This window comes from Paenibacillus sp. JQZ6Y-1, assembly GCF_040719145.1.
Taxonomy (GTDB): domain Bacteria; phylum Bacillota; class Bacilli; order Paenibacillales; family Paenibacillaceae; genus Saccharibacillus; species Saccharibacillus kandeliae.
In genome coordinates, this window is sequence record NZ_JBFDUZ010000001.1 from 2,314,169 (window position 1) to 2,336,160 (window position 21,992).

General features: G+C 48.3%; 18 protein-coding genes and 1 other annotated feature. Of the genes, 7 read left to right on the forward strand and 11 right to left on the reverse strand.

Annotation, left to right across the window (positions count from 1 at the left end; translation table 11 throughout):
- Positions 1-156: 156 nt before the first annotated feature.
- Together ABXR35_RS09850 and ABXR35_RS09855 are read right to left on the reverse strand one after the other, a co-directional pair.
- Positions 157-3,642, reverse strand: a complete 3,486-nt coding sequence (locus ABXR35_RS09850) for a chitobiase/beta-hexosaminidase C-terminal domain-containing protein (protein WP_367058900.1) — start codon at positions 3,640-3,642, stop codon at positions 157-159.
- 423 nt (positions 3,643-4,065) lie between these two features.
- Complete coding sequence (locus ABXR35_RS09855) at positions 4,066-4,950, reverse strand: LysR family transcriptional regulator (RefSeq protein ID WP_367058903.1); 885 nt, start codon at positions 4,948-4,950, stop codon at positions 4,066-4,068.
- Positions 4,951-5,069: 119 nt separating this feature from the next.
- Between ABXR35_RS09855 and ABXR35_RS09860 the strand changes: the two genes are divergently transcribed.
- Together ABXR35_RS09860 and ABXR35_RS09865 are read left to right on the forward strand one after the other, a co-directional pair.
- Positions 5,070-5,588: an HPP family protein gene (locus tag ABXR35_RS09860; RefSeq protein WP_367058906.1), complete on the forward strand. Its 519-nt coding sequence runs from the start codon at positions 5,070-5,072 to the stop codon at positions 5,586-5,588.
- A gap of 339 nt (positions 5,589-5,927) precedes the next feature.
- Positions 5,928-6,164: a binding site (T-box leader), on the forward strand.
- 88 nt (positions 6,165-6,252) lie between these two features.
- Positions 6,253-7,437: an aminotransferase class I/II-fold pyridoxal phosphate-dependent enzyme gene (locus ABXR35_RS09865; RefSeq protein ID WP_367058909.1), complete on the forward strand. Its 1,185-nt coding sequence runs from the start codon at positions 6,253-6,255 to the stop codon at positions 7,435-7,437.
- Positions 7,438-7,724: 287 nt separating this feature from the next.
- Here ABXR35_RS09865 and ABXR35_RS09870 read toward each other — a convergent pair whose 3' ends face one another.
- The 3 genes from ABXR35_RS09870 to ABXR35_RS09880 form a co-directional block, all read right to left on the reverse strand.
- The gene (locus tag ABXR35_RS09870) at positions 7,725-8,789 is read right to left on the reverse strand and encodes a M42 family metallopeptidase (RefSeq protein WP_367061320.1); all 1,065 of its coding nucleotides are present in this window, start codon (positions 8,787-8,789) and stop codon (positions 7,725-7,727) included.
- Between the two features lie 114 nt (positions 8,790-8,903).
- Positions 8,904-10,187 carry a saccharopine dehydrogenase family protein gene (locus ABXR35_RS09875; protein WP_367058912.1) on the reverse strand — a complete coding sequence of 428 codons (1,284 nt, stop codon included), beginning with the start codon at positions 10,185-10,187 and terminating at the stop codon, positions 8,904-8,906.
- Positions 10,184-11,188, reverse strand: coding sequence for a class I SAM-dependent methyltransferase (locus ABXR35_RS09880; RefSeq protein ID WP_367058915.1), 1,005 nt, complete (start codon positions 11,186-11,188; stop codon positions 10,184-10,186). The genes ABXR35_RS09875 and ABXR35_RS09880 overlap by 4 nt, the downstream gene beginning before the upstream one ends.
- A gap of 263 nt (positions 11,189-11,451) precedes the next feature.
- On the opposite strand from ABXR35_RS09880, the gene ABXR35_RS09885 reads away from it, so the two are divergent.
- The 5 genes from ABXR35_RS09885 (at position 11,452) to ABXR35_RS09905 (ending at position 16,682) form a co-directional block, all read left to right on the forward strand.
- Complete coding sequence (locus tag ABXR35_RS09885) at positions 11,452-12,696, forward strand: helix-turn-helix transcriptional regulator (RefSeq protein ID WP_367058918.1); 1,245 nt, start codon at positions 11,452-11,454, stop codon at positions 12,694-12,696.
- A 362-nt stretch (positions 12,697-13,058) separates the two neighbouring features.
- Positions 13,059-14,879: a sensor histidine kinase gene (locus ABXR35_RS09890; protein WP_367058921.1), complete on the forward strand. Its 1,821-nt coding sequence runs from the start codon at positions 13,059-13,061 to the stop codon at positions 14,877-14,879.
- Between the two features lie 2 nt (positions 14,880-14,881).
- Positions 14,882-15,556, forward strand: a complete 675-nt coding sequence (locus ABXR35_RS09895; RefSeq protein WP_367058924.1) for a response regulator transcription factor — start codon at positions 14,882-14,884, stop codon at positions 15,554-15,556.
- Between the two features lie 85 nt (positions 15,557-15,641).
- Complete coding sequence (pssA, locus tag ABXR35_RS09900; RefSeq protein ID WP_367058927.1) at positions 15,642-16,169, forward strand: CDP-diacylglycerol--serine O-phosphatidyltransferase; 528 nt, start codon at positions 15,642-15,644, stop codon at positions 16,167-16,169.
- A 6-nt stretch (positions 16,170-16,175) separates the two neighbouring features.
- On the forward strand, positions 16,176-16,682 hold the full coding sequence (locus ABXR35_RS09905; RefSeq protein ID WP_367058930.1) for a DedA family protein: 507 nt from the start codon (positions 16,176-16,178) through the stop codon (positions 16,680-16,682).
- A 22-nt stretch (positions 16,683-16,704) separates the two neighbouring features.
- Here ABXR35_RS09905 and ABXR35_RS09910 read toward each other — a convergent pair whose 3' ends face one another.
- The 6 genes from ABXR35_RS09910 to ABXR35_RS09935 all read right to left on the reverse strand — a co-directional run bounded on the left by ABXR35_RS09910 (position 16,705) and on the right by ABXR35_RS09935 (position 21,990).
- Positions 16,705-16,875 (reverse strand): hypothetical protein, encoded by a 171-nt coding sequence (locus tag ABXR35_RS09910; protein WP_367058933.1) that lies wholly within the window; start codon positions 16,873-16,875, stop codon positions 16,705-16,707.
- 197 nt (positions 16,876-17,072) lie between these two features.
- Positions 17,073-17,819 (reverse strand): alpha/beta hydrolase, encoded by a 747-nt coding sequence (locus tag ABXR35_RS09915; RefSeq protein ID WP_367058936.1) that lies wholly within the window; start codon positions 17,817-17,819, stop codon positions 17,073-17,075.
- Positions 17,820-17,990: 171 nt separating this feature from the next.
- Positions 17,991-19,136: a metallophosphoesterase family protein gene (locus ABXR35_RS09920; protein ID WP_367058939.1), complete on the reverse strand. Its 1,146-nt coding sequence runs from the start codon at positions 19,134-19,136 to the stop codon at positions 17,991-17,993.
- Positions 19,133-19,465 (reverse strand): DMT family transporter, encoded by a 333-nt coding sequence (locus ABXR35_RS09925; protein WP_367058942.1) that lies wholly within the window; start codon positions 19,463-19,465, stop codon positions 19,133-19,135. The genes ABXR35_RS09920 and ABXR35_RS09925 overlap by 4 nt, the downstream gene beginning before the upstream one ends.
- Positions 19,462-20,304 (reverse strand): HAD family hydrolase, encoded by an 843-nt coding sequence (locus ABXR35_RS09930; RefSeq protein ID WP_367058945.1) that lies wholly within the window; start codon positions 20,302-20,304, stop codon positions 19,462-19,464. Before ABXR35_RS09930 ends, ABXR35_RS09925 begins: the two co-directional genes overlap by 4 nt.
- Positions 20,305-20,493: 189 nt before the next feature.
- Complete coding sequence (locus ABXR35_RS09935) at positions 20,494-21,990, reverse strand: ABC transporter substrate-binding protein (RefSeq protein WP_367058948.1); 1,497 nt, start codon at positions 21,988-21,990, stop codon at positions 20,494-20,496.
- Positions 21,991-21,992: the final 2 nt, after the last annotated feature.

Genomic DNA, 21,992 nt, shown 5'->3' on the forward strand with positions numbered 1-21,992 from the left:
CTGACCAGTTTGGCACACTCACTTATCAAACATACAAGTGCCATATATAAACGTAACCCTTCACCTGGCAGCGAGTGACGAAGTCTGCACCGTTGTACACAAGGGCAGCTTCGTCACTCGCAGCACATGATCAAGGGTTAACGTTTACTTGATGATTTATTGTGCGTTCAGCTTCACATCATCAATGAATGCCGTATTATCGCCTGTTGTCGACGTCGCTGCGAATCGAATCGTATGATTGCCTGCTGTTACGGTAAAAGCGTTGGTCGTATACGTGGCATACGTTCCGGTATTCGGTGCGAAGGTGCCGACTTTGTTGTTATCCACATACACATCAAAGGTTTGCGTGCCGCCTAGATTCGTACGTTTGGCTCCTTTGAAGCTGAGTGTATACGTGCCGGCAGCTAGAGTTGCCTGCTGCTGAATGCTGCCGTTCACACCGCCATCTGTTTTCAGATAAGCGGTTTGGGTTCCTTCCGGTGCATTCGCAGCAGGTGCGAATACACTACCATTGGCTTGCAGACCTGCACGGGAATCGAATACCCAGTCACTTGTAAATGGACCGACCTTCGTTTTGCTACTGCTAGTGGACGCAATCGTTGGAGCTTCAAATCCGGTGTTTTTCAGACCTGTTGTTGCCGGTGGTTCTGGCTCGGTCGTACCGGAGTCACTACGAATGACCATACTATCCAAGAAAGCGGTATGATCTCCGGTTGTCGAGGTAGCAGCGAATTTCAGCGTATGTTTGCCGCCAGTGACCGTAAAGGCATTTGTCGTCAATGTTGTAAACGAACTGGACGACGGTGCGAAGCTGCCGATTTTCTGGCTATCTACATACACATCGAACGTTTGCACGCCATAGCCGCTACGCGTTGCTGCTTGGAAGCTGAGCTTGTACGTGCCTGCTGGGAAATTCAGCTGCTGGCTGATCGTTCCGTTCACGCCGCCGTCTGTTTTCAGATACGCCGTTTGTTCACCAGACGGTGCATTCGGAGCACCGAATACGCTGCCGTTATGCTGGATACCAGCGCGGGAGTCGAATGTCCAACCGTTTGTAAATGGACCAACCTTGGTGGACGTAATTGCTGGCTTTTCAAAGTCAGTATTGAAAATCGTTACAACAGGTACTTCATTCGGAATGGTTTTTGTATAGAAACAACGTTTGTCGGAGCCTGGTGCTGGATCGCCGCCAAAGGCTTCATCCGTACATAGCGCTCCATCGGTAAATGTTTTGTATTTGAAAATACCATCTGCTCCATAAGCAACCATCGCCTGACCGCTAAAGGTACAGGTTTTGCCTTCATACATACAGAACTGGTAACCGTCCGGTCCAGCTGATTGATCCAGCGTTTTGTACAATCCCGACGTGATACCGGAATTGTTCAGTCCCGACTTGATCGCAATCGCCTTCAGCATGGTGGTCCCGCCGTTCGGTAAAATGAACGCATTGCTGTACAACGTGGAGGAAGCGGTTGGTGTGCTGCCGTCTGTTGTATAACGAATCTGTGCACCTGAGGTGCCGCTCTCGATAAATACCGCTTCTGCCGAGTTGTAAATGCCCGGTTGCAAGCTAAAGGTCGGTGCATCCACACGCGTGCTGATCGAACGTGGTGTTACTTTGATCAAGGCAATGCCGTATGCGCCTGTACCAGTGCCACTGGCTGCTTTGATCGCGACCAGCTTCTCGGTTGCTACATCTGGTGCGGTGTAGAGACCATTGGAAGTAATGGAGCCGTTGTTGCTGCCCAATACCGTCCAAGTCACATTACTCGCAGCCAGTGCATACGTATCATCCGTAGCTGTTGTCGATTCCTCCGTTGTTGCTGTAGTTGCCGATTCTTCGCTACTAGCTGACGGTTCTGCTACCGCAGTCGCTGTCGACGTACCGCTTGCAGAATCGTTGTCTACCGCGGCTGCTGCATTCAGCTTCGCTTGTTCTCCTTGAATAGAGTTGGCAGATGTAGCCGACGCTGAATCTGCTGTAGAGTCAGCTGCTTCATTTGTTGCCACTGTGGCTTGCTCATCCGCCGATGACGTGGAAGTAGTAGATTCCGAATCTTGAGCGGCTTCACCGTACACATCCTCCGCTACCGCAGTTGCACCAGTATACGTGGAGTCGATGACATTTGCGTTCAATTGCAGCGTTTGTCCACCTGTCACCGTTTTCTCCGCTGGTGTTACTTCCACCTGCGTTTGCGGCTTCGCTGTCGTATAAATAGAAACCTGATACCCCGTATCGGAGCTGTTATCGGTAAACGAATTGGTTGCTGCGAATGCACCTTCTACTGGTGGCAAGATAGCATTCGTATCACGCGTTACATTGTCACGATACGTCATTTTGTAAAAGGTTTTGTTGACATTCGTATTGCCAAAGTTGACGGTCAGATTTTTGGCAGTGCCTGCTTTGGATTCAACGAGCAGGGTGTAATTGCCATCCTTCCCTTTAAAAGCAGCTGCCCGCACATCGTCCGCTCCGCCCGTGCTTACTTTCAACACATCGCTATGCTCTGGAATATAACGATTCAGGAAGCCTGCGGAATAATACGTTTTACGCGGTGTACGATCCAGCGGCAGTGAATGCCACATCGTATACGTACCGTTGGTATCTCCATCTGGATCAGAACTCCACGCCCCGTTCATTTGCCACATTACAGCGCCGTGCAGACCGTCGTTAGCCGCTCGAATGACAGAGTTGGCAAAGCCTGCATCCCAGTTGCTGGAATCGTCATCTGCCCAGCCAAACTCCGTCATCACGACTGGCTTGGAGCCAGCAGCTGTTTTGCGGTCAGAGATGACTTTGCTCAAACCGTCATAGCTAGTGCCATAGACATGGAAGGTGTACACGTCAAATGCGCTATCCGCGTTATCCTTCATATACTGCATCCAGTCCAGCGCCCCTGTTTCTTCTGGTCCCCAGATTTCAATATCATCGCGCAGACCGTCGGCAGTCAGTTTGTCGCTGACCTTTTTCACCATTTGCGCGTAGTATGCTTTTTGGTCAGAAGGACCTTCAAAGTCCCAGCTGCCGTTTGGTTCATTGTAAAAGGTTAAGTATTTGATGTTGTTGTAGCCACGATTGTTCATCAGCTCACTTAACGCTCTGGAAGCGGACACCGCATAAGCATCCAAATCCTTCGGTGCGCTGACATACGGATCTTTCAGACCGGGAATGTTAAACCAGTCCTGCACCGTGCTACCTACCTTCCAGCCAAAATTCAGTTCTACTTCGGTGCCTGCACTTTTCAGCGCATCCATGTATTTGTAGAAAGCCTTCATTTTGTCGCTGTCAAAGGTATATGTACCTTTGGCTGGCTCCATCCAGTCGATCTGGAACCATACACGCGCTACCTTAGGCTGAATCTTCTCAATTCGATTCACATCCATTGCCCAGTACGCATCGTTATATCCATATTTCGTGCCAAGCGGCATGAGGTTCGTCGGGATAATATTCACACCAACACCGAGAAAATCGGATTGTACGACGTTGCTGCTATCCACTGTAATCGTACGTGCTACGGATGCGGCTTCCGCTGTCTTCACAGGTACCCCCGGTACAGCTACTGCCAGCACGGGCAACAGCAGAGACAGCAGCAGCACCGAAACCCCAAACACGCTGAATGCTGATCTGGATTTGTTATTCATTCGTTCCTCTCCTTTTCGTATGCAGAATATGGAATCCATTTACAGTTTGAATCATGTACTATCCTACATTGCTTCTCCATCATAGGTCAAAGATAGCGCTTACAAATTGAAAAATACACAGAATAAATTGAATTATATACAGAAGTTATTCCTGCTTGTTGAGTCGCTAAAGAAACATACGTTGAACAAAATTGCGATTCGCTTGAACAATTCGACTACTAGGTAAATGAAGGCAGGAATTTCTGCAATTTCGACTGTTTTCTGGTTTTCGTTCAGCTTCATCATCGGAATTCTACATTGGGAACGCCAAAAAAGCACAGCGATAGGATGACTACCTTCGCTGTGCGTCCAATGTAATCTACTACACTCATGCCAATGGCAATGTTGCCTATCCGATCGTTTATGTTGTTGCGTGTAATATTCTTACTGTGCATCCGCCTGCACATCCAGAAAAAACTGCTTCATAAACTGCTTGAATACCGCTGCATGCGTATTGCCTCGTGCTGAGCGATGCTCGACAATCCCATGATGAATGACCACTGGCTCACCTAGATCGAGCGTCTGCAATTGCCCAGACAGCAGTTCATGTTCTACCGCGCGTTTAGGCATCAACGCGATGCCTGCCCCTCCTATTACCGTCTGCTTGATCATTTCCAGACTGGCATAGGTGATATTCCGATAATCCTGTTTGCCATACTCCTTGAGTATCCGATCCGTGACACTCTGATACATGCAGTGATTGCCAAAGCCAATCACGCGTAGCTCCTTCTGCATCATCTGTTCAGGAACGAGATGATCCGCGCATACAAACACGAATTCCTCCTGCAAAATAGGCGTATATTCCAAACGTGCTATCTGCGGATCAAATGGCACGATCCCATAATCCACCTTCTGATTCATCACATCGTCCACAATATGTTGCTGAAATCCGGTCGTCAGCTCAATGTCCACATTGGGATGCTGAGCAAGAAACTGAACCAGCGGGCTGGAAAACTGAGTCACACAAAACGATTCCAGCGCCTTGACCTTCACTGTACTACGCACATTATGAATCTCGTCGCTCATCTCCTGCGCCAGCTTACTAAATTGATGAGCGTACTTGGCGAAAATCTCGCCTTGCTCTGTCGGTGTAACACCATGAATCTTGCGATCAAATAGCTTAGTACCGAGCATATGTTCAAGAATCTGAATATGATTCGTAATTGACGATTGGGAAAAGCCAAGAATAGACGATGCCTTGCTGATATTACGGTACTCATATACGTTTAGAAACGTGTGGATATATTTACCTTCCAGCTGATTCAGCATTGTATGCACAACCCATCTGTATTTTAGATAATGGTATCAGTATTATCAATTATACAGATAGCTATTTAGCATGTACAATGATCTATGCAATCTAAATTTTGAAAGACGGTGTACACAACATGACGATGCTTAAACAGTATTTCCGCAAATTCCACTCTAGCGCACGCTCTCCCCTACCCATTCATCTTCGGCAAGCATTCTGGGCTTTTATCGGTGGTACGATTGCCGTTTTGATATTGGAAAGTCTGTCTCACAGTATGGATATGACATTGCTGATCGCACCATTTGGAGCCAGCTGCGTGCTAGCATTTGCTTTTCCTGATGTCCCTTTATCGCAACCAAGAAATATTATTGGCGGACACTTTATTACGACATTATGTGGGCTAATCGTTGTTCATGTATTCGGTAATGGCATGTGGGCATTGGCGCTTGGCGTTGGTCTAGGTATCGCGGCAATGCTGTTAACGAAAACGACTCATCCCCCTGCTGGCGCTAATCCTATTATCGTCATCACTTCCGTAAGCTCATGGTCGTTTCTGTTCACTCCCGTATTGGTAGGTTCCGTCGTTATTGTCTGCGTCGCACTGCTATACAACAACTTATTCAAAGGCAAAAAGTACCCTTCCTTTTGGTTGTAACGGATGCGTATATAGGCAAAAGCAAAAAGAACGTAAATGCGTTTTTCATTTTCAACTCGTATATGTATCTATCTCTATCAAAGAATGTATCTATCTCTATCAAAAATCACGTTTATCATATGCTCTCCAACCTTCAGCGCGGAGCGGAACCTACAAAACTTTTTTTCAAACTCCCTCTTGCAATCGTAAAATTCCTGTATTACAATGAGCCTACGATTTTGACCGGTCGGATGAATCGTGATGAGAGTAAGATTCAAACCCGCACGCATCCCGATGATTCAATCATCCTTTACGTGTGTAATCATCAAGCAATGACAGCCGCATTGACGGCTACGATAAACAAATTCCATGACGGGAAAGAGTACGTTATGATTCTGTTCACCAGAGAGTTGGGTCAGGTGTAAGCCAACGTTCAGAATATAACCGAAGCCATCCCCGAGAAGCAGGCTGAACTTACAGTAGGTGCTGCCGCATTTCCAGCGTTAACGGGAACACGTATTGATAGATACGTTGCAGAGTGTCGCTTTGTGATGAAGCGGAACTAGGGTGGTAACACGGGCAAAGCTCGTCCCTTTTCAGGGGCGGGCTTTTTTTGTTTTCAGAAAATGGACATTTCAATAGATTCACTAATAGACAGATACACCCAATCGAGGAGGAACTTATGATGAGCACGATGATAACAAGCCCCGGCAGCAGTCTGATCACGCCGCTAGCACAGGAAATGCCACAATCGGGTATTCGCAAGTTTTTTGATTACATTTCTGGACGCGAGGATATTATTTCACTCGGCATCGGCGAGCCAGATTTCAAAACACCGCGTGTGATTCGCGAAGCTTGTATCGCTGCATTGGAACAAGGTCGGACAGAATATACGCCTAATGCTGGGCTGCTGGAATTACGTCAAAGGATTGCTGGATATTTGCATGATACGCACAAGGTCAGCTATGATCCGAATGATGAGATCATGGTGACAATCGGCAGCAGTGAAGCGCTCGATCTGGCACTTCGTGTATTGATCCAGACTGGTGACGAGATTCTGGTGCCATCGCCATGCTACGTCTCCTACTCCCCGATTACGGGCTTGTGCAGCGGAACAACGGTGGAAGTGCAGACAAGCGCAAGCAATGACTTCAAGCTGACCGCCGAGGAATTGGAGAAATGCATTACCCCTCGTTCCAAGTTGCTCATCTTGAGCTATCCGAGCAATCCAACCGGCGCTGTCATGAGCTATGAAGATTGGCTGCCCATTGCACGTCTGGTGGAAAAATACAATCTGTTCGTGCTGTCCGATGAAATCTATGCTGAGCTGACATATGGCAGTCAGCATGTTAGCTTTGCCGCTATGCCGGGTATGAAGGAACGGACATTGCTGATCAGCGGATTTTCCAAAGCCTTCGCTATGACTGGTTGGCGCATCGGTTATGTATGCGGTCCGTCCGAAGTGGTGAAACCAATGCTGAAAGTCCATCAGTATACGATCATGTGCGCTCCGATTCTGGGACAAATCGCTGCTATCGAAGCACTGAAGCCAGCAGGTCTGGAAGCCAAAGATATGATGATGGATTCGTACAACCAGCGTCGTCAGATGTTTGTACAAGGGTTGCGGCAAGCAGGCTTGCCATGCCATGAGCCGCACGGCGCCTTCTACGCGTTCCCATCCATCGCTCATACCGGATTAACATCCGAGCAATTCGCTGAACGACTGCTTCAGGAAATGAATGTGTTGGTCGTGCCAGGCACTGCATTTGGCGCAAGTGGTGAAGGATTTGTTCGCTGCTCGTATGCTACATCGACCGAGAAGCTGGAACAGGCTTTAGAGAAGATCGGGCAGTTTGTACGTCAGCTGTAAGTCTATATCTATAGAGGTATGTCATTCTGCAGGAACATATATGGATCATGATGTAGAGAGATCACAGTGTGCGCTTGTACTTGCGAGTGCAATAACGATTTCACTTATTCATAAATGTATCCAAAAAAACTGCTCTATCCTATTCAGGATGAGCAGCTTTTTTAATGGGAATAGACTTGGTATTCATGCACTCACTGATCTGTAAATGGATCAATGATTCATACTGGATGACATTCAACTGTCTTTTGTCATAATATATGAAATCTCATCTGCCTTCACAGACTAAATCAGCCAAACAGTTCATCTACCGTCGCACGATCCAGCTTCTGGATTACACGCGTCAGCAACGTGGCTGCATCGTCGAAATCCTTTTTCGCCATAATCGCATTGTGGGTATGAATATACCGCGTCGCAAAGCCCATCGACAGCGTCGGACAGCCTTTGCCGCTAATATGGAATTTACCGCCGTCCGTTCCACCGCCCGGTACGGTTGCAACCTGTACCGCCATGCCAATCTCTTCGGCAGTATCCATCACTAGATCACGCAGACCGTTATGCGGAATCATGGTCGCATCAAGCAGCAATAGCAGCGGACCCTCGCCTACTTTGGAAATAACATGCTCGCCTTCTAGCCCCGGCATATCGTTAGCAATGCCTACATCCAGCGCAAAAGCGATCTCCGGTTCGACCAGATTGGCAACCGTTGTCGCACCGCGCAGACCAATTTCCTCCTGCACCGTTGCACCGGCATACAGCACATTCGGATGTTGCTGCTCTTGCAGACGCTTCATCACTTCTACTGCCAGCGCACAACCGGCACGGTTATCCAGCGCTTTACCAACCCACAGTTCGCCATCGCGCATAGTAGTAAATTCAGATACCGGTACAACCCAATCACCCGGACGCACACCCATCTGCTTTGCATCTTCTGCATCACGAGCACCGATGTCGATGTACATATGTTTTAATTGAACGACTTTATCGCGCTCAGCTGCTTCCATACCATGTGGCGGCTTGGAACCGACGATACCGATATAGTCGCCCTTGCGTGTTTTCACTTTGACGCGCTGTGCCATAACGGTATGCGGCCACCAACCACCCAGCTGTTGAAAACGCAAAAATCCTTTCGGCGTAATACTTGTCACCAGAAATCCGATCTCATCAAGGTGACCGGCGATCAATACTTTCGGGCCGCTAGCATCACCGTTCTTCTTAGCGATTACGCTGCCAAGGCGATCCTTGAGAATCTCGTCGGACAGTGGCTCCAGATAATGGATCATTTCGTCGCGCACACTGCGCTCAAACCCGGATACGCCATCCGCTTCAGTCAATTGCTTCATCATTGCTGTCATTGTATCCAATACCGTGTCTCCCCTTTGCCTGAAAATACTGACCATAGGTTAATTAGTCATTAGAACGATTGTATGCCAGATGGGGAGCGTTGGCAATTGTACAGGTGCAATCTTTTACTGTTCTTCCTCAAGCTCAATGATCTCAAATGGCAAATGCCGTCGTAATCTCTCCGCAAAGGGTGTCCACTCGAACACCTGCTCAATATGCTGCACACCGCCTGGTAAAGTACCTTCCGACTCTAACAGCATCATCGCTGCCAGCGCAGTAACCTCGGCTGTTGCATGGGACTGATTATGTCCATTCAATAGATATGACCGTTGCACTGGTCTGCCATGCTTGATTCCTTTACCATCCATGCGAATCGCATAACGATCACTGCCAACATGAATACGACCCAATAGCCACACCATCACTTTTTGTAGCAACGCAAAACGCAATAGCCGCAATGCTCCCAGCTTCTGTAATCCCGCCAGCATTCGCGTCAGCAGAACCGAATCAAAGCCCAGTCGTGTTGACACGGTAGCTACATTCAACGTTTGCGCCAGAGTCTGTTGATCCGAGAACGGAAAGCGATACACATATTGCTGCACATTCAACTGGCGATATGGCATATAAACGATACGCCTATCCGTTAAGCTATTAACCGTCATTGGTTGCCCCTCCGACATTACGGTAAACGATGATGATAGTTGTTCCACCGTCCAGCTAATCGCCGCCTGCCCATGATGCTCACCGAGACCGAGCATCACAGAAATATCCAATTGTTCTGTCTGCTCCATCTCCCGATGCACCGCAGCTGCTAACAGATTCGTCAATCCCGGTGCCAGACCGATGCTGACCAGTGCAGTAGATAAAGATAAAACAGGCGTTGTAGCCGTATCGGTTGCGGTTGCGGTTGCGGTTGCGGTTGCGGTTGCGGTTGCGGTTGCGGTTGCGGTTATACCACTCCTATTCTGCTCGCTGTTAGTCGCATGAGACATCGCTGGAGAATCACCTATCGCTTGTGAGAATGGTACTTGCGTATCGATCTTCCATTGCTCCATCTGCTGCAAATAATCGCCGTTAGCGGTAATATCCATATAATGAATCCCGTGCTTCAAACAATACTCCACCAAGGTTGTATCATTCAGATCGAGACACATTATCAGCAACCGCGCAGCAGACAGATCAGGCCACATGTCCGGTGATGATTGAATATCCCATTGCAGCGGCTGAATTTGTCCATACGTACTTTCGCTAAATGCCTGCACTGCCGCAGCATTGCGCCCTGCGGCAATCACATGATACGACAACATGCCAGACGTATCGTCGGCAATATACTGTGCTAAGCGCCGCGAAATCTGCTGTCCAACTGTACCATATCCGCCCACCACTATAATCTGATCTCGTATCGTCATGTTGGCTGCTCTCCTTCCCATGCCCGTCGACCACACCATGCTCGTATAAACAGCGTCTGAAAATAACTGTCCACTTCCACCAAGCCGGCATAACTCAGCATCCGTTCGATCTGCTGTACATTGGGCGGGTAGGAGGTGACGCCGATGGAATCCACGAATCGGTGCCAATCCTCCTCTGGAATATGATGATCCTGCATATGCTCATGCCACGCCTGCATTCGCCAATTGTTTTCACCTTCTTTCGGCATATTGGACAGGCAGGCAATCACTACCGGCGCACCCGGTTTGACGCTGGCAGCCAGCTTGTTCAGCATCTCTTGCTGCTCCTGCTCACTTGGCAGAAAGTGCAAAACAAGAATGCAGGAAGCAGCGTCATATAATGAAGCATCCGAGCTACTCTGGTTCCAGTTCGGATTGAATGATGGACAGAAAGTGCCAACAGAAGGTTTAGGATTTTCTGTATATGCTGGAATGATCGTTTCCATCGAAGGATTGTCATAAGGCAAATCGTTTAGACTTCCTTGATACAACTGACAGCGATGAGCCACGCCTGCTTGTTCTATACGTTGCCGTGCCGTTTCCAGCATACGCGCAGATGTGTCCACACCGATACATTGCCAATTTTCATATCTACTTGCCCACGTTACCATCTCCTGACCTCCACCTGCTCCGATCACGGCAATCTTTCTTGCTTGTTGCTGAGATGTAGTATGAATAGGTATGCCTTGGTCGATGGACGGAGGATGTGTCCATGATTCTCTTGTATCCATTCCTGCTTCTAATAGTCTACCGCTTAATTCATACAACACTGAATAGGCTGGAATCTTGCTTGCGATTGTCTGATGATATTGTCCCGCCGCTTTGCCTTGCCAGCTCATATCTGTTCCATCCGTTAGCTGCGTCGCAACTATCGATGCACTTGAGTTGTTTGGAGAAGGTTGAATATTCGTTCCCTCTATAGAGTCGTGCATCTGCTCGAAGCTATCTCGCTTTTGCTGCATAGGTATTGCTCCTTTCATCAAGAAATGCTGGTATGCTGGTAATTGTAGAACGATTGGCGCTTTGCTATACTTTTCTTCATTAAGAACGATTCTCAATGATGCAGTTGCGCTCATCTATTCCCTCTATAGCACTTGCTTTTATTATGAAAGGAACATTCAAATCCGCCTATCCCACAAAGCTGGGATTTAGAGATACCCACTGCACGATCAACACATCTGGCAAGATTATCAAATCATTCATTGTCAGAGAAACGAGGTTTTGTATGTATTCTCACCCTCCCCCACAATCACAACGTACGACGAATATATCGCAGCATACACAGCCAGAGCTGCCTCACCATATACCATCTGCATTGGAACAGGAAATCACGTCTTCTATCCTATATCGTCAGCAGCTATTGGATTGGCTGAACGTCTGTATACCCTTGGGCGGTTCTTGCTGCACACTGGTTGATCCTGATAGCTTGTTGTCCACAGGCGCTGTAGTTGAACGTCAATTGGAAAGCATTCATACGGGGCTACTGGATTATGAGTATCAACATGCTCATGCACCGGATGCGTATGTACAGCTCATTCATGCTCAACCTCCCGTCTCGGTACTAAGTCAGCATGATCCCTCGATTTTGCTTGATCATCCGCGTTATCGTGAATGGTTGCAGCCTGCTGGCTTTGCCGATGAATTGCGTGCCGCATTGATATATAAGGGCAAATGCTGGGGCTTTCTCACCCTGTACCGTCAGCAGCAACAACCGCTATTCAGTTCGCGTGAAAAGCAATGGATTGCACATCTTGCACCATTTATTGGAGAGCGGCTTCGTTGGTTTAGTTTGCATCCATTACAGACCTCTCAATCTAACACGGAGCAACACGAGATGTCTCATAGAGAGCTTACTCATACCGCCTATTCCGATCATAAAATAGCCAAGCATGAGGCTTTCACGAGCAATGATTCTTCCGCCTCAAGCATTGCACATGTTAATGGAAGCATTGCCAACAAGGGAATTCTAATTCTGTCTTCCGATCTGACGATCTTATCCTCCAACCGCGCCGCTTCGTCGTGGCTGGATCAATTGCGTCAGCATGAAAATGAAGACAGCTCGCATCTGCCCCGTCCACTGCATACAGCAGCATTACAGCTGCTTCGCCAATCACCAGATGCACAGCCTTTTCAGGAAGTCGTACAAAGCTGTATTCCAACCACCACGCACTATATGGCGATGCGTGTACAGCTGATGTATACGATGGATCATCATCCACAACTGGTAGTAGAAATGGAGCAAGCATCGCCAGAGCAATTATTTCAACTGCGTTGCGATATGTTCAGCCTGACATCGCGTGAACAAGAACTGATCTCTTATGTAATCAAAGGACGCTCCACGCGCCAAATTGCCAACCAATTATACATTTCTTCGTTTACAGTACAGGATCATCTAAAATCAATCTTCACCAAAACGAACACATCCAGCCGCCGCGAGTTGCTAGCATTGCTGCGCCATTCTTCTATATAGCCGTTCTGCTATTGGAGTTCTTCGATCTACTCACATCCACTCCCGATACGATGCGAAGCCATATCGCAGTATTCGGGAGTTTGTTCTGTATATCACTTCTGAATCTACACTACGAACGAGCAAATTCTCACTAGCGGACTCATTTATGCGTATGTTCCCATCTCACTCCCCTGTTCCATATTCCGATATGGACACATGAAGGACAAACCCTTTCGCTATACTGGATGTATCAGAGTGTTCTCTTCACCCATTCACAAATCAGACGGCAGAAGTGAAAAACCTGACACCTGTCTGCCTTGCTGCTATGGTATGATGCAGGGGTTGTGCACCTATTTCCGGTCGATGATACCAAAGGAGACCAGATGAGAAATCGCGGGATTACATTTAAGCTATTTATTATTACGGTGATTGTCTTTGCCTGCTTTTACGGTATGGTGATGCTCTCCCAATTGCTCTTTTTCAATCAATTTTACGAAACGTATAAAATGAAACAAGTCGAGCGCAATGTTCAGCAACTGGCAGACAGCTACGTTACGGAATCACAAGACAGCCATCTGCTTGCACGCAATGCGATTCGATTCATGGAACGTAATAAAAGCCAGCTGGCGATCGTCGATCTTAATGGTAACTTTATGCTGAATGATACGTACCAATTAAGTATTAACGAAACCTATCATCTTGTGTTACAACAAGCCGATGGCAAAGAACTATTTGTACCGCTTTCCCTGATGATTAGCACATATGGCGGTGAATTACGCCGCGCAGGCATCAAGGTAGGCGATCAATTGACCATTGATGGCACAGTACAGCAACCGTCAGGGAACCAGCCCTACACATTACTAGCACCAGAGCAAATTCGCAAAACCGGCATTCCCACCATCGGTGAGAATCTGGACAGCACACTGGTTGAGCGTACGGGAAAGGTGAAGGAATTGGTTGTGCCGGATATGACCAGTTGGCGATTGAGTCAGGGATTGTTAATGCAGGCGATCTATGAGGAATTTCCACTATCCGCTTCCCAAAAAAATAGCCTGCGGCAAATGCAGGAGCTGCAATTTGGCTGGAGCGATTCATGGAGTGGTGCTAACAACCTGATCACGATGCACCCTTTGGAAAAGAACGGCAAGCTGCAAATCGTATTTGTACTCACTTCTATTCAAGAGATTAGTGATACCAATGAGGCGCTGCGCTGGTTTTATCTATATCTGGGCATCGGCGGCTTTATTCTATTGCTGATTTTGTCGCTGTTCTTTTCAAGAATGGTAACGCGTCCGCTGATCACACTTAATGAAATGGCAAAACGAATGGTTAAGCTGGACTTCCGCAATGTGGCTCCACCGCTGCGTCAGCAAGATGAGCTAGGTGGACTGGCTCGCAGCATGCACACCATGTCCCATAATCTGGATCAGGCGCTACAGGAATTGCAGGGCGCGAATCAGCAATTGCAGCAGGATATGGAACGCAAGCAGCGGCTAGAACAAATGCAGCAGAGCTTTTTTGCCAATGCTTCCCATGAATTGAAGACGCCGCTCAGTATTATTAAAAGCTTTGCCGAAGGATTGCAGGACGGTGTCAATGTTAGCAAAACTGGGCATTACGTCAATGTGATCGTCGAAGAAGCCGATAAGATGGAGATGCTGATCAAGGATATGCTAGATCTGGCACGACTGGAATCGGGAACGATTCAGCTACATCATCGCTCCTTTATGCTGAGTGAGCTGTCCGAAAAGGTCGCCGACAAGCTGATCTATTCCTTACAGGAGCGCGGGCTGAATATGATGATTACGCCGATCAATGAACGTCCGGTATATGCTGATCCTGAATGGATTGAACAGGTGCTTCGCAATCTGATCGTGAATGCGATTCGTCATGCAGAGGAGCAGAGTTTGATTCGGATTGAAATTGAAAGTAATCTGCAATCCACCATCCTCCATGTCGATAATAAAGGCATACGCTTGACGGATGAACAGCTCCATCAAATTTGGGAGCGATTTTACCGAGGCGATACCGCATCGCGTAGCCGCAATCATGGCGGTACTGGGCTTGGGCTGCCGATTGCAAGCCAGATTCTTGATCTGCACGGCTGTCGGTATACAGTAAGTAATCTGGAAGACGGTGTACGCTTTTCGATCATGTTTGACGATCGATCTACACAGACAGCCGAAATGATAGAAGGAGCATGACGATGGCAGGAACTGTACTATTAGTTGAGGATGAATTGCGTATCCGCGAAGTCATTGCCGATTATTTTGCCGGAGATGGCTGGAATATTGTCGAGGCAGAGCATGGCGAGGAAGCACTGGATTTGTTCGATACGGTTCATCCCGATCTAATCATTCTGGATATTATGATGCCGCACATGGACGGCTTTGAAGTATGTCGCCGCATTCGGGCGTGTTCTGGTGTACCGATCATTCTACTGACCGCACGTTCTGCGGATCATGACAAAGTATTGGGCTTTGAACTGGGTGCAGATGACTATGTCACAAAACCATTCAGCCCGAAAGTACTGCTAGCGCGGGCTAATTCTCTCATGAAACGGGTAATGGATAATTATGAACCTCAAGGCTACCGCCTTTCCTTTGGCAAAGCAGCGCTCAATACGTTAACCCGTCGGCTGGAACTGGATGGCTTGCCGATTGAATTGACACCGAAGGAGTATGAGCTGCTGCTTCTGCTGATCCGCAACAAAAATCGCGTCATTTCACGCGATCTGATTCTGGATCGGGTCTGGGGAGCGGAGTTTGAAGGTGAGTCGCGGGTCGTCGATTCTCATATCAAAAAGCTTCGTGCTAAGCTGGGAACGCAATCCGGTCATATTCGCACCATGATCGGTGTCGGCTATCAATTTGAACTGTAATGGATAGTTGCCCCGTATAACCAAGTATATAGACAACATTCACATCATGGATCTGCGACTTCAACGTCGGGAAAGGATATTCATTATGATAAAATGGAGCTTTATTCCTTCTTTATTTACCGTTCTGAATCTGGCAGCTGGTGCAACCTCACTGCTGCTAACGATTCAAGGACATTATAGGATCGCGTTATTAATGATCCTGTCTGCTGCTATTTTCGATGTATTGGACGGTCTAATTGCTCGTCTACTCAATTGTCCGAGCGAATTCGGCAAACAGCTGGATTCACTGGCGGATTTGATTTCATTCGGTGCAGCGCCTGCGTTTCTGGTACTGTTCGATCAGTTGGACGGTTCGCACGGACCTGCTTCGGTAGCAGCAGTGCTATTTATTATCTGCGGTGCGCTGCGTTTGGCACGATTTAATATTTCCGGCTCGAACGATGGCTTTACCGGTATGCCGATTACCGCTGCGGGTACGCTGTTATCGCTCGTTTCGCTAACAGACAATACGCTGCGTCCGGTATTTATCGTGATTCTGATGATCGTGCTATCCCTGTTGATGATCAGCCGGGTTCCATTTCCCTCCTTCAAAAATCGCATGGTCAGGAAGTGATTGACCTTGGAATATGCTGTTGAATATATTGGTCGTTACGGGTATATCGCCATCTCTGCCCTGCTTGCGCTCGGCATTGTGGGACTGCCTGTACCGGACGAGATGCTGATGATTCTAGTCGGCTACCTCGCGTCTACCAAAGTACTTCATTTTCCACTTGTTTTAATTTTCAGCTTTATCGGTTCGGTAGGCGGCATGACGATCAGCTATTGGGTCGGACGTAAGCTCGGTTTGGCAATCCTGCTCCGATATGGCAAATGGATCGGACTCACGCCCAAGCGTTATGATCGGGTGAGGCACTGGTTTCAGCGATACGGTCGCTGGACGGTGCTATTCTCGTATTTTATCCCCGGTGTGCGTCATGCTGCCGGTTATATTTCCGGTATTAGCGCTATGCCGTTTCGCCAATATGTATTGATCTGTATGGCAGGTGCTGTAATCTGGACGGTTGTCTTCGTCTCGATTGGCTATTTTGCCGGTGCCCATTTTTTGCATCATCCTCCACGCATATAAAAATACCGCCGGACAGCGTGCATTAATGCCAGCTGCCGACGGTATATTTTTTTTTGCGACGTAAATGACGTTTGAAGGTGTTTTCTGCTTTGCGCTGGGCAAGCGTGCGACGAATGCCCTGCATCATCAGTTTATAGCGCCATTCATCATTACGATGAATCATGTGTAATTCTTGTAAAAAATAGGCGTCCATAGGGATCACTCCAGTTCTCATGATCAGTGTAATCCCAGTATAGACCGTTAATATGAACAACAGATGTAATCCATCTGAAAGCAAGCTTAAAACGCATTACCTTTGGCATCGATATTTGGCTTCATCTTGCATAACTACTGTGTCTGCATCGTATGTGGAACAGCCTACCATAACTACATGCGTCTTCGCTATCTGTACTATACTTGCCAATCCAATCTATCCAAAAAGTCGGCAATATCTGCAAACACCTGCTCCTGCTCCACATCCATCGGCAAAATATGCCCAGAGCGCGGATACCATTTTAGCTCCTTGTGCGCCGAACCGATCTTCTCGTAAATCTCCTTCGCACTCTGCTGGTACAGCTCGTCATCCTGCTCTCCCTGCATAATCAACGCTGGTACGCTAATCCGTGCCAGTCGTGCCGCTGTCGAGCTGATCAATTGACGCAGCTGCTCCAAATGCGTTAGCGGCTCGGCTGCCAGCTGCTCCAGACGCGCAGCAATAACGCTCTCATCCTTCGTTTGCAGCGATTCATACCAGCGCGCATAATCCAGTACTCTTTTTAAAATATCTGCTGTGTCCTTCTCCTGTACTGGTGCACTCATGGACACCACAGCTTTCACCGGAAATAAGGTGCCAGTGCGCAAAGTGAACACACCGCCCAACGATACGCCAGCGACTGCAATTTCCTCATAACCCTGACTGGTGAGCAGATCGTAGCCGTCCACAACACTTTGCCACCACGCGGCAGGGCGTGTGTGCAGCAACTGCTCCGGTGCGCCGCCATGCCCAGCAAATAAGGGCGCATGGCAGGTATATCCTTTTTCATGCAAATAACGACCGAGTCGGCGTACGTGCATCGTGCTGCCGGTATATCCATGCAGCAGCAGCACCGCTCGCTGATCGCCAATATACGTAAATGACTCAGGTGCAACCATCTTCATCTCTAATCTCTCCACTTCCGGTTTGCAAATTGCTGTCCATCCTTGCTCCCAAGACCATCAGTGGAGAATCATCGTCATTTCATGACTCAATCACAACCTGATCATCTCTGCAATCGACAACAGCATCCATGATCAAGAATATCACAATCTTATCCATCCATATAGGCAAACTCATATCGTTCGTGCTGAAGTGATCGGTTGCTCGGCAACGATTGCTTCTCCATATTCCAATACATAGACGGCATCCTTAATCCATACCCCATTGGCAAAATCGCGTCCGCGTAAAACCAGACGATCTGTATACAGATCGATATACCAGCCCTGACTGCCTTCCCTATACGTATCGTCATCTGTCCACAGGTAAGCGACCGATGCGGCATTGAATAGTACCGGACCGCCTTGCTCCAATACATGAACGGTATGCGGTGCTTGCAGATGCCAGTGCGTATGTCCGGTGAACAGCAGCACCTGCGGATAACGGCGCAGGATTTCTTTGCATGCGTCATCCTGCTCGACACCGTACCAGCCCTGCGCTTCCAATGAACCTGCGACTGTATTCAGTAATGGCTGATGGAGGAACAGAAATATCGGCTTGCCCGGCGATGCTGCTGTGATAATATCCAGTCGTTGCGCTAACCAATCCAGTTGCATATGGGATAGATAGCAATCCTTAGACAATGGACGCTCCGTACCAAGAAAGAGAAAATTATACCCGCCTATACGCCGATGGGTATACACGCCTTCCGTGAAGGTGGAACGGTTAAACATGCCCAGCCGATATTGCCATAGACGATACATACTCTCGTCCATACCGGCTTCTTCCTCTCCATCTGACTGTCCATCAGCCTCCACATGATTAGCCAGCGACATGGAATCATCTTGTTTAAGTGGACGCTGCTGTAAATAGTCGTCTCGCAATGTGAGCAGCTCTTGATCATCCTTACCGACAAGTGAGGACAATTCCGTTTGCCAGCTTAGATCGCTTACATCGTGATTCCCCAGTGCAAAATGAATGGCTGGTAATTCATCCCGATACTGCTCCCAGATGCGATGCAACTCTTGGTATTCTGTACTTAGCCCATGATCGGTCACATCGCCTACATGGATAATGCCCAGACTATCCTTCGCATGTGTGGCAAGATCAGCAAGTGCTAGATCCCAGTGGCGATTATACATATGATCGCTATCCGCCGTCAGATGCGTATCCGTAATCACCTGAAATCCACCCAGTCGCTCGCCCCATGTGTCGCTCGATGTCAGTCCCGCCTGTTGATCCTCTGTCAGCGTCCGTACCTGATAAAACGGTTGTCTGTTCAATGCGCATCACTCCATTTCAATCCGATAATACCGATGACGATCACTGCCATCCAGCAAACCGAAGCTATTTTCAATCGTTCACCGAATAGATAATATCCGGCGATACTGATCAGCGTAATGCCTACACCCGACCAGATCGCATACGCAATACTGATCGGCATATAGCGCACCGCATAATTAAGCAGTGTAAAGCTAGCTCCATAGCAGACAAACATCAATAACGAAGGTCCGAATCGTGTGAATCCGTCCGAAAACTTCATCATCAGCGTTCCGCTTAATTCCAGCGCAATCGCTCCACCCAGCAGTAACCATCCAGTATACACGTTCATGTGCCACCTCCGGGCAATCCAATCAACGGTACAAATGATGGCACGATATAATGCGCCAAGGGAAGCTGTTCTGCCGTGCCAATTCCGATCACTAGCGGGCAGCCTGCGGATAAACCCATATCCATATCTCCATTGGTATCTCCAATAACAGCCGCATGTGATGGATCAACGCCTAGCTTTTGACAAGCCAGCTCTACCATATCGGGAAAAGGCTTGCCGCGCTCTACCTGATCGCTGCCGATGATCACCTCCATGTGCTGCTTCAAGCCCAGCCAATCGAGATGCTTGAGCGCATTGGACGTATCATCAGCGGTCACAACCGCCAAACGAATATGATGCAAAGCGCATTGCGCAACGAATTCTCGAACACCAGACAATGCGCGGGCTGGACGCCACTGCTCCAGCTGTTCATCCGCCGCTTGCGCGCATTGCCGTACCAATCGACTGGCATCGCCCCATGATAAGCCTGCCCGGTAGCCATGCCATGACAGAACCGCGTATACATCATCCATCGTGCCCATGGCAAGCGGTCCGGCAGTGTCATAATCAATAATACGACCCTCGGCATCATGCACCGTACCCCAGATATGCGGAATCTGTTCCTGTGGCAGATGCAGCTGGCGCTTCTCTAATCCTTGTCTAAAATGACTCAACAACGCCTCTGACCATCTCCCCCACATGGATAGAAAATCAAGCAGCGTCCCGTCCTTGTCCAGTAGCACCGCTTGGATCTGGTGCTTTGCAAACAGCGATACCGGAACAGAAAACCTCTGATCAGCTATATCCTTTGGTTCAAGTACATCCTTTGCTTCGGATACATGTATGATATTGTCCAGCATCTCTCATTCCTTTCCTATGGCTAAACGAAACAGCAGTGCACAGCGCCCACTGTACGCTGTGCCTGTCTGCATCGTATCATCACTTCAACTGTTATTTTGAGACTGTATTCGCTAAGCTTCTGTATTCATTACGCTTGGTTTGTTCACATGCTCGTCTACATATCAGATACAGCTATCCAACTTGCTGTATCAGCGGTTGGCACGATCCAGCTCCTGTTGTGCTTTTTGCTGTGCTTCCTGCAATGCCTGAGCGGCTGGCACGTTGTTAATCTGTACCTGATCTGCCGCTACCTTCAGCGCATCGGTAATTTTGCCACCTGTTGGATCTTGGAATGGCGCGGAAGCGTGAGATGCTTGTTTTAACGGTACTTCGATTTGTGGATTTTTGGCGCTAAATGCTTTGAATGCCGCATCATCCAGTGCAGACTGGCGGACTGCGATATATCCCGTATTCATCGACCATTTTGCCGTATTGGAGGCTTTGGAGAAGTAGGTTAGCCATTTAAAAGCAGCCTGCTGCTGCTCTGGGCTTGCTTGCGCAGGAATGCCCGCCATAATCGCATTTGCGACTGGTTTACCTTCACCCACGCCTTGCCAGCCCGGTTGCTCCATGGCACCGACGATTTTGAAGTTCAGATCGCCCTGATCCCCGCTCGAACCGGTATAACCAGCAGCTTTATTTTTCATCACATCATCAATCGTTTTGTACCAGTATTCCCAGCCTTGCCCGCCAGAGTGAATCGTCATAATCTGATCTTCGTGAATCCACTTGCGGAACATCTCCCATGTATCGATCCATTCCGGCGTGTTGATTGTTACCGTCTTGCCATCGGCACTCAGTACGCTGCCGCCCTTACTCAGTACGGCATCCATCATATTGTCCGCCCCCCACATCGGCTCCCAGCCGTAGAAGGTCGTTTTGCCGTTTTCCTTTTTGGTCATTTTGGCAGCCGCAGCCGATAAAGCTTCCCATGTAGTCAGACTTGCCGGATCGATGCCTGCTTGTTTCAGTGCATCCTTGCGGTAGTACATGACCTGCGTGGTACCATACATCGGTAGGAAATATTGCTTGCCGTCTACCTGCCCTTGATTGAGGAAAGTTTGCACGAAGTCGTCTTTGTTAAAATCAGAATCAGCAGCAATCAGCTCGTCCATTGGCGCGTAATAGCCTTTTTTCGCCCATTCTACGTTGGAGCTGAGAACAGCAGCGGGTACCTGACCCGAAGCGATAGCAGCTTGCAGCTTTTGCGAGGTTTCATCATAATCTGCCTGCACGACGCCTTTGACAATCACGTCCTTCTGGGATGCGTTAAAGTCGTCGATCATCTTTTTCATATTGTCGCCCAGCTTGCCGCCCAATCCGTACCAGAACTCGATTTCAACTGGACCTGTGGACGCGGTTTCCGCACTGCTGGACTTGCTATCCGCGGCAGCTGGTGTACTACCAGAAGAACCACAAGCTGTCGTCAGCAGAAACGTCGATAACAGGAGCAGCGAGCAACCCGATTTCCAGCTTGGCAGACGTAGACGTTTGGAAGAATGTTTGATGGATGGCGTTGATATAGAAGGTTTAGATATTGCGGGTTTGGATAGTGCTGCATTCCATGCGATCTCTTTCATTCCTCTCATTTCTTTCATCTCTTTCATTTCGTTGATCGCTTTATTATTATCAACTCGTTGTTTCATGA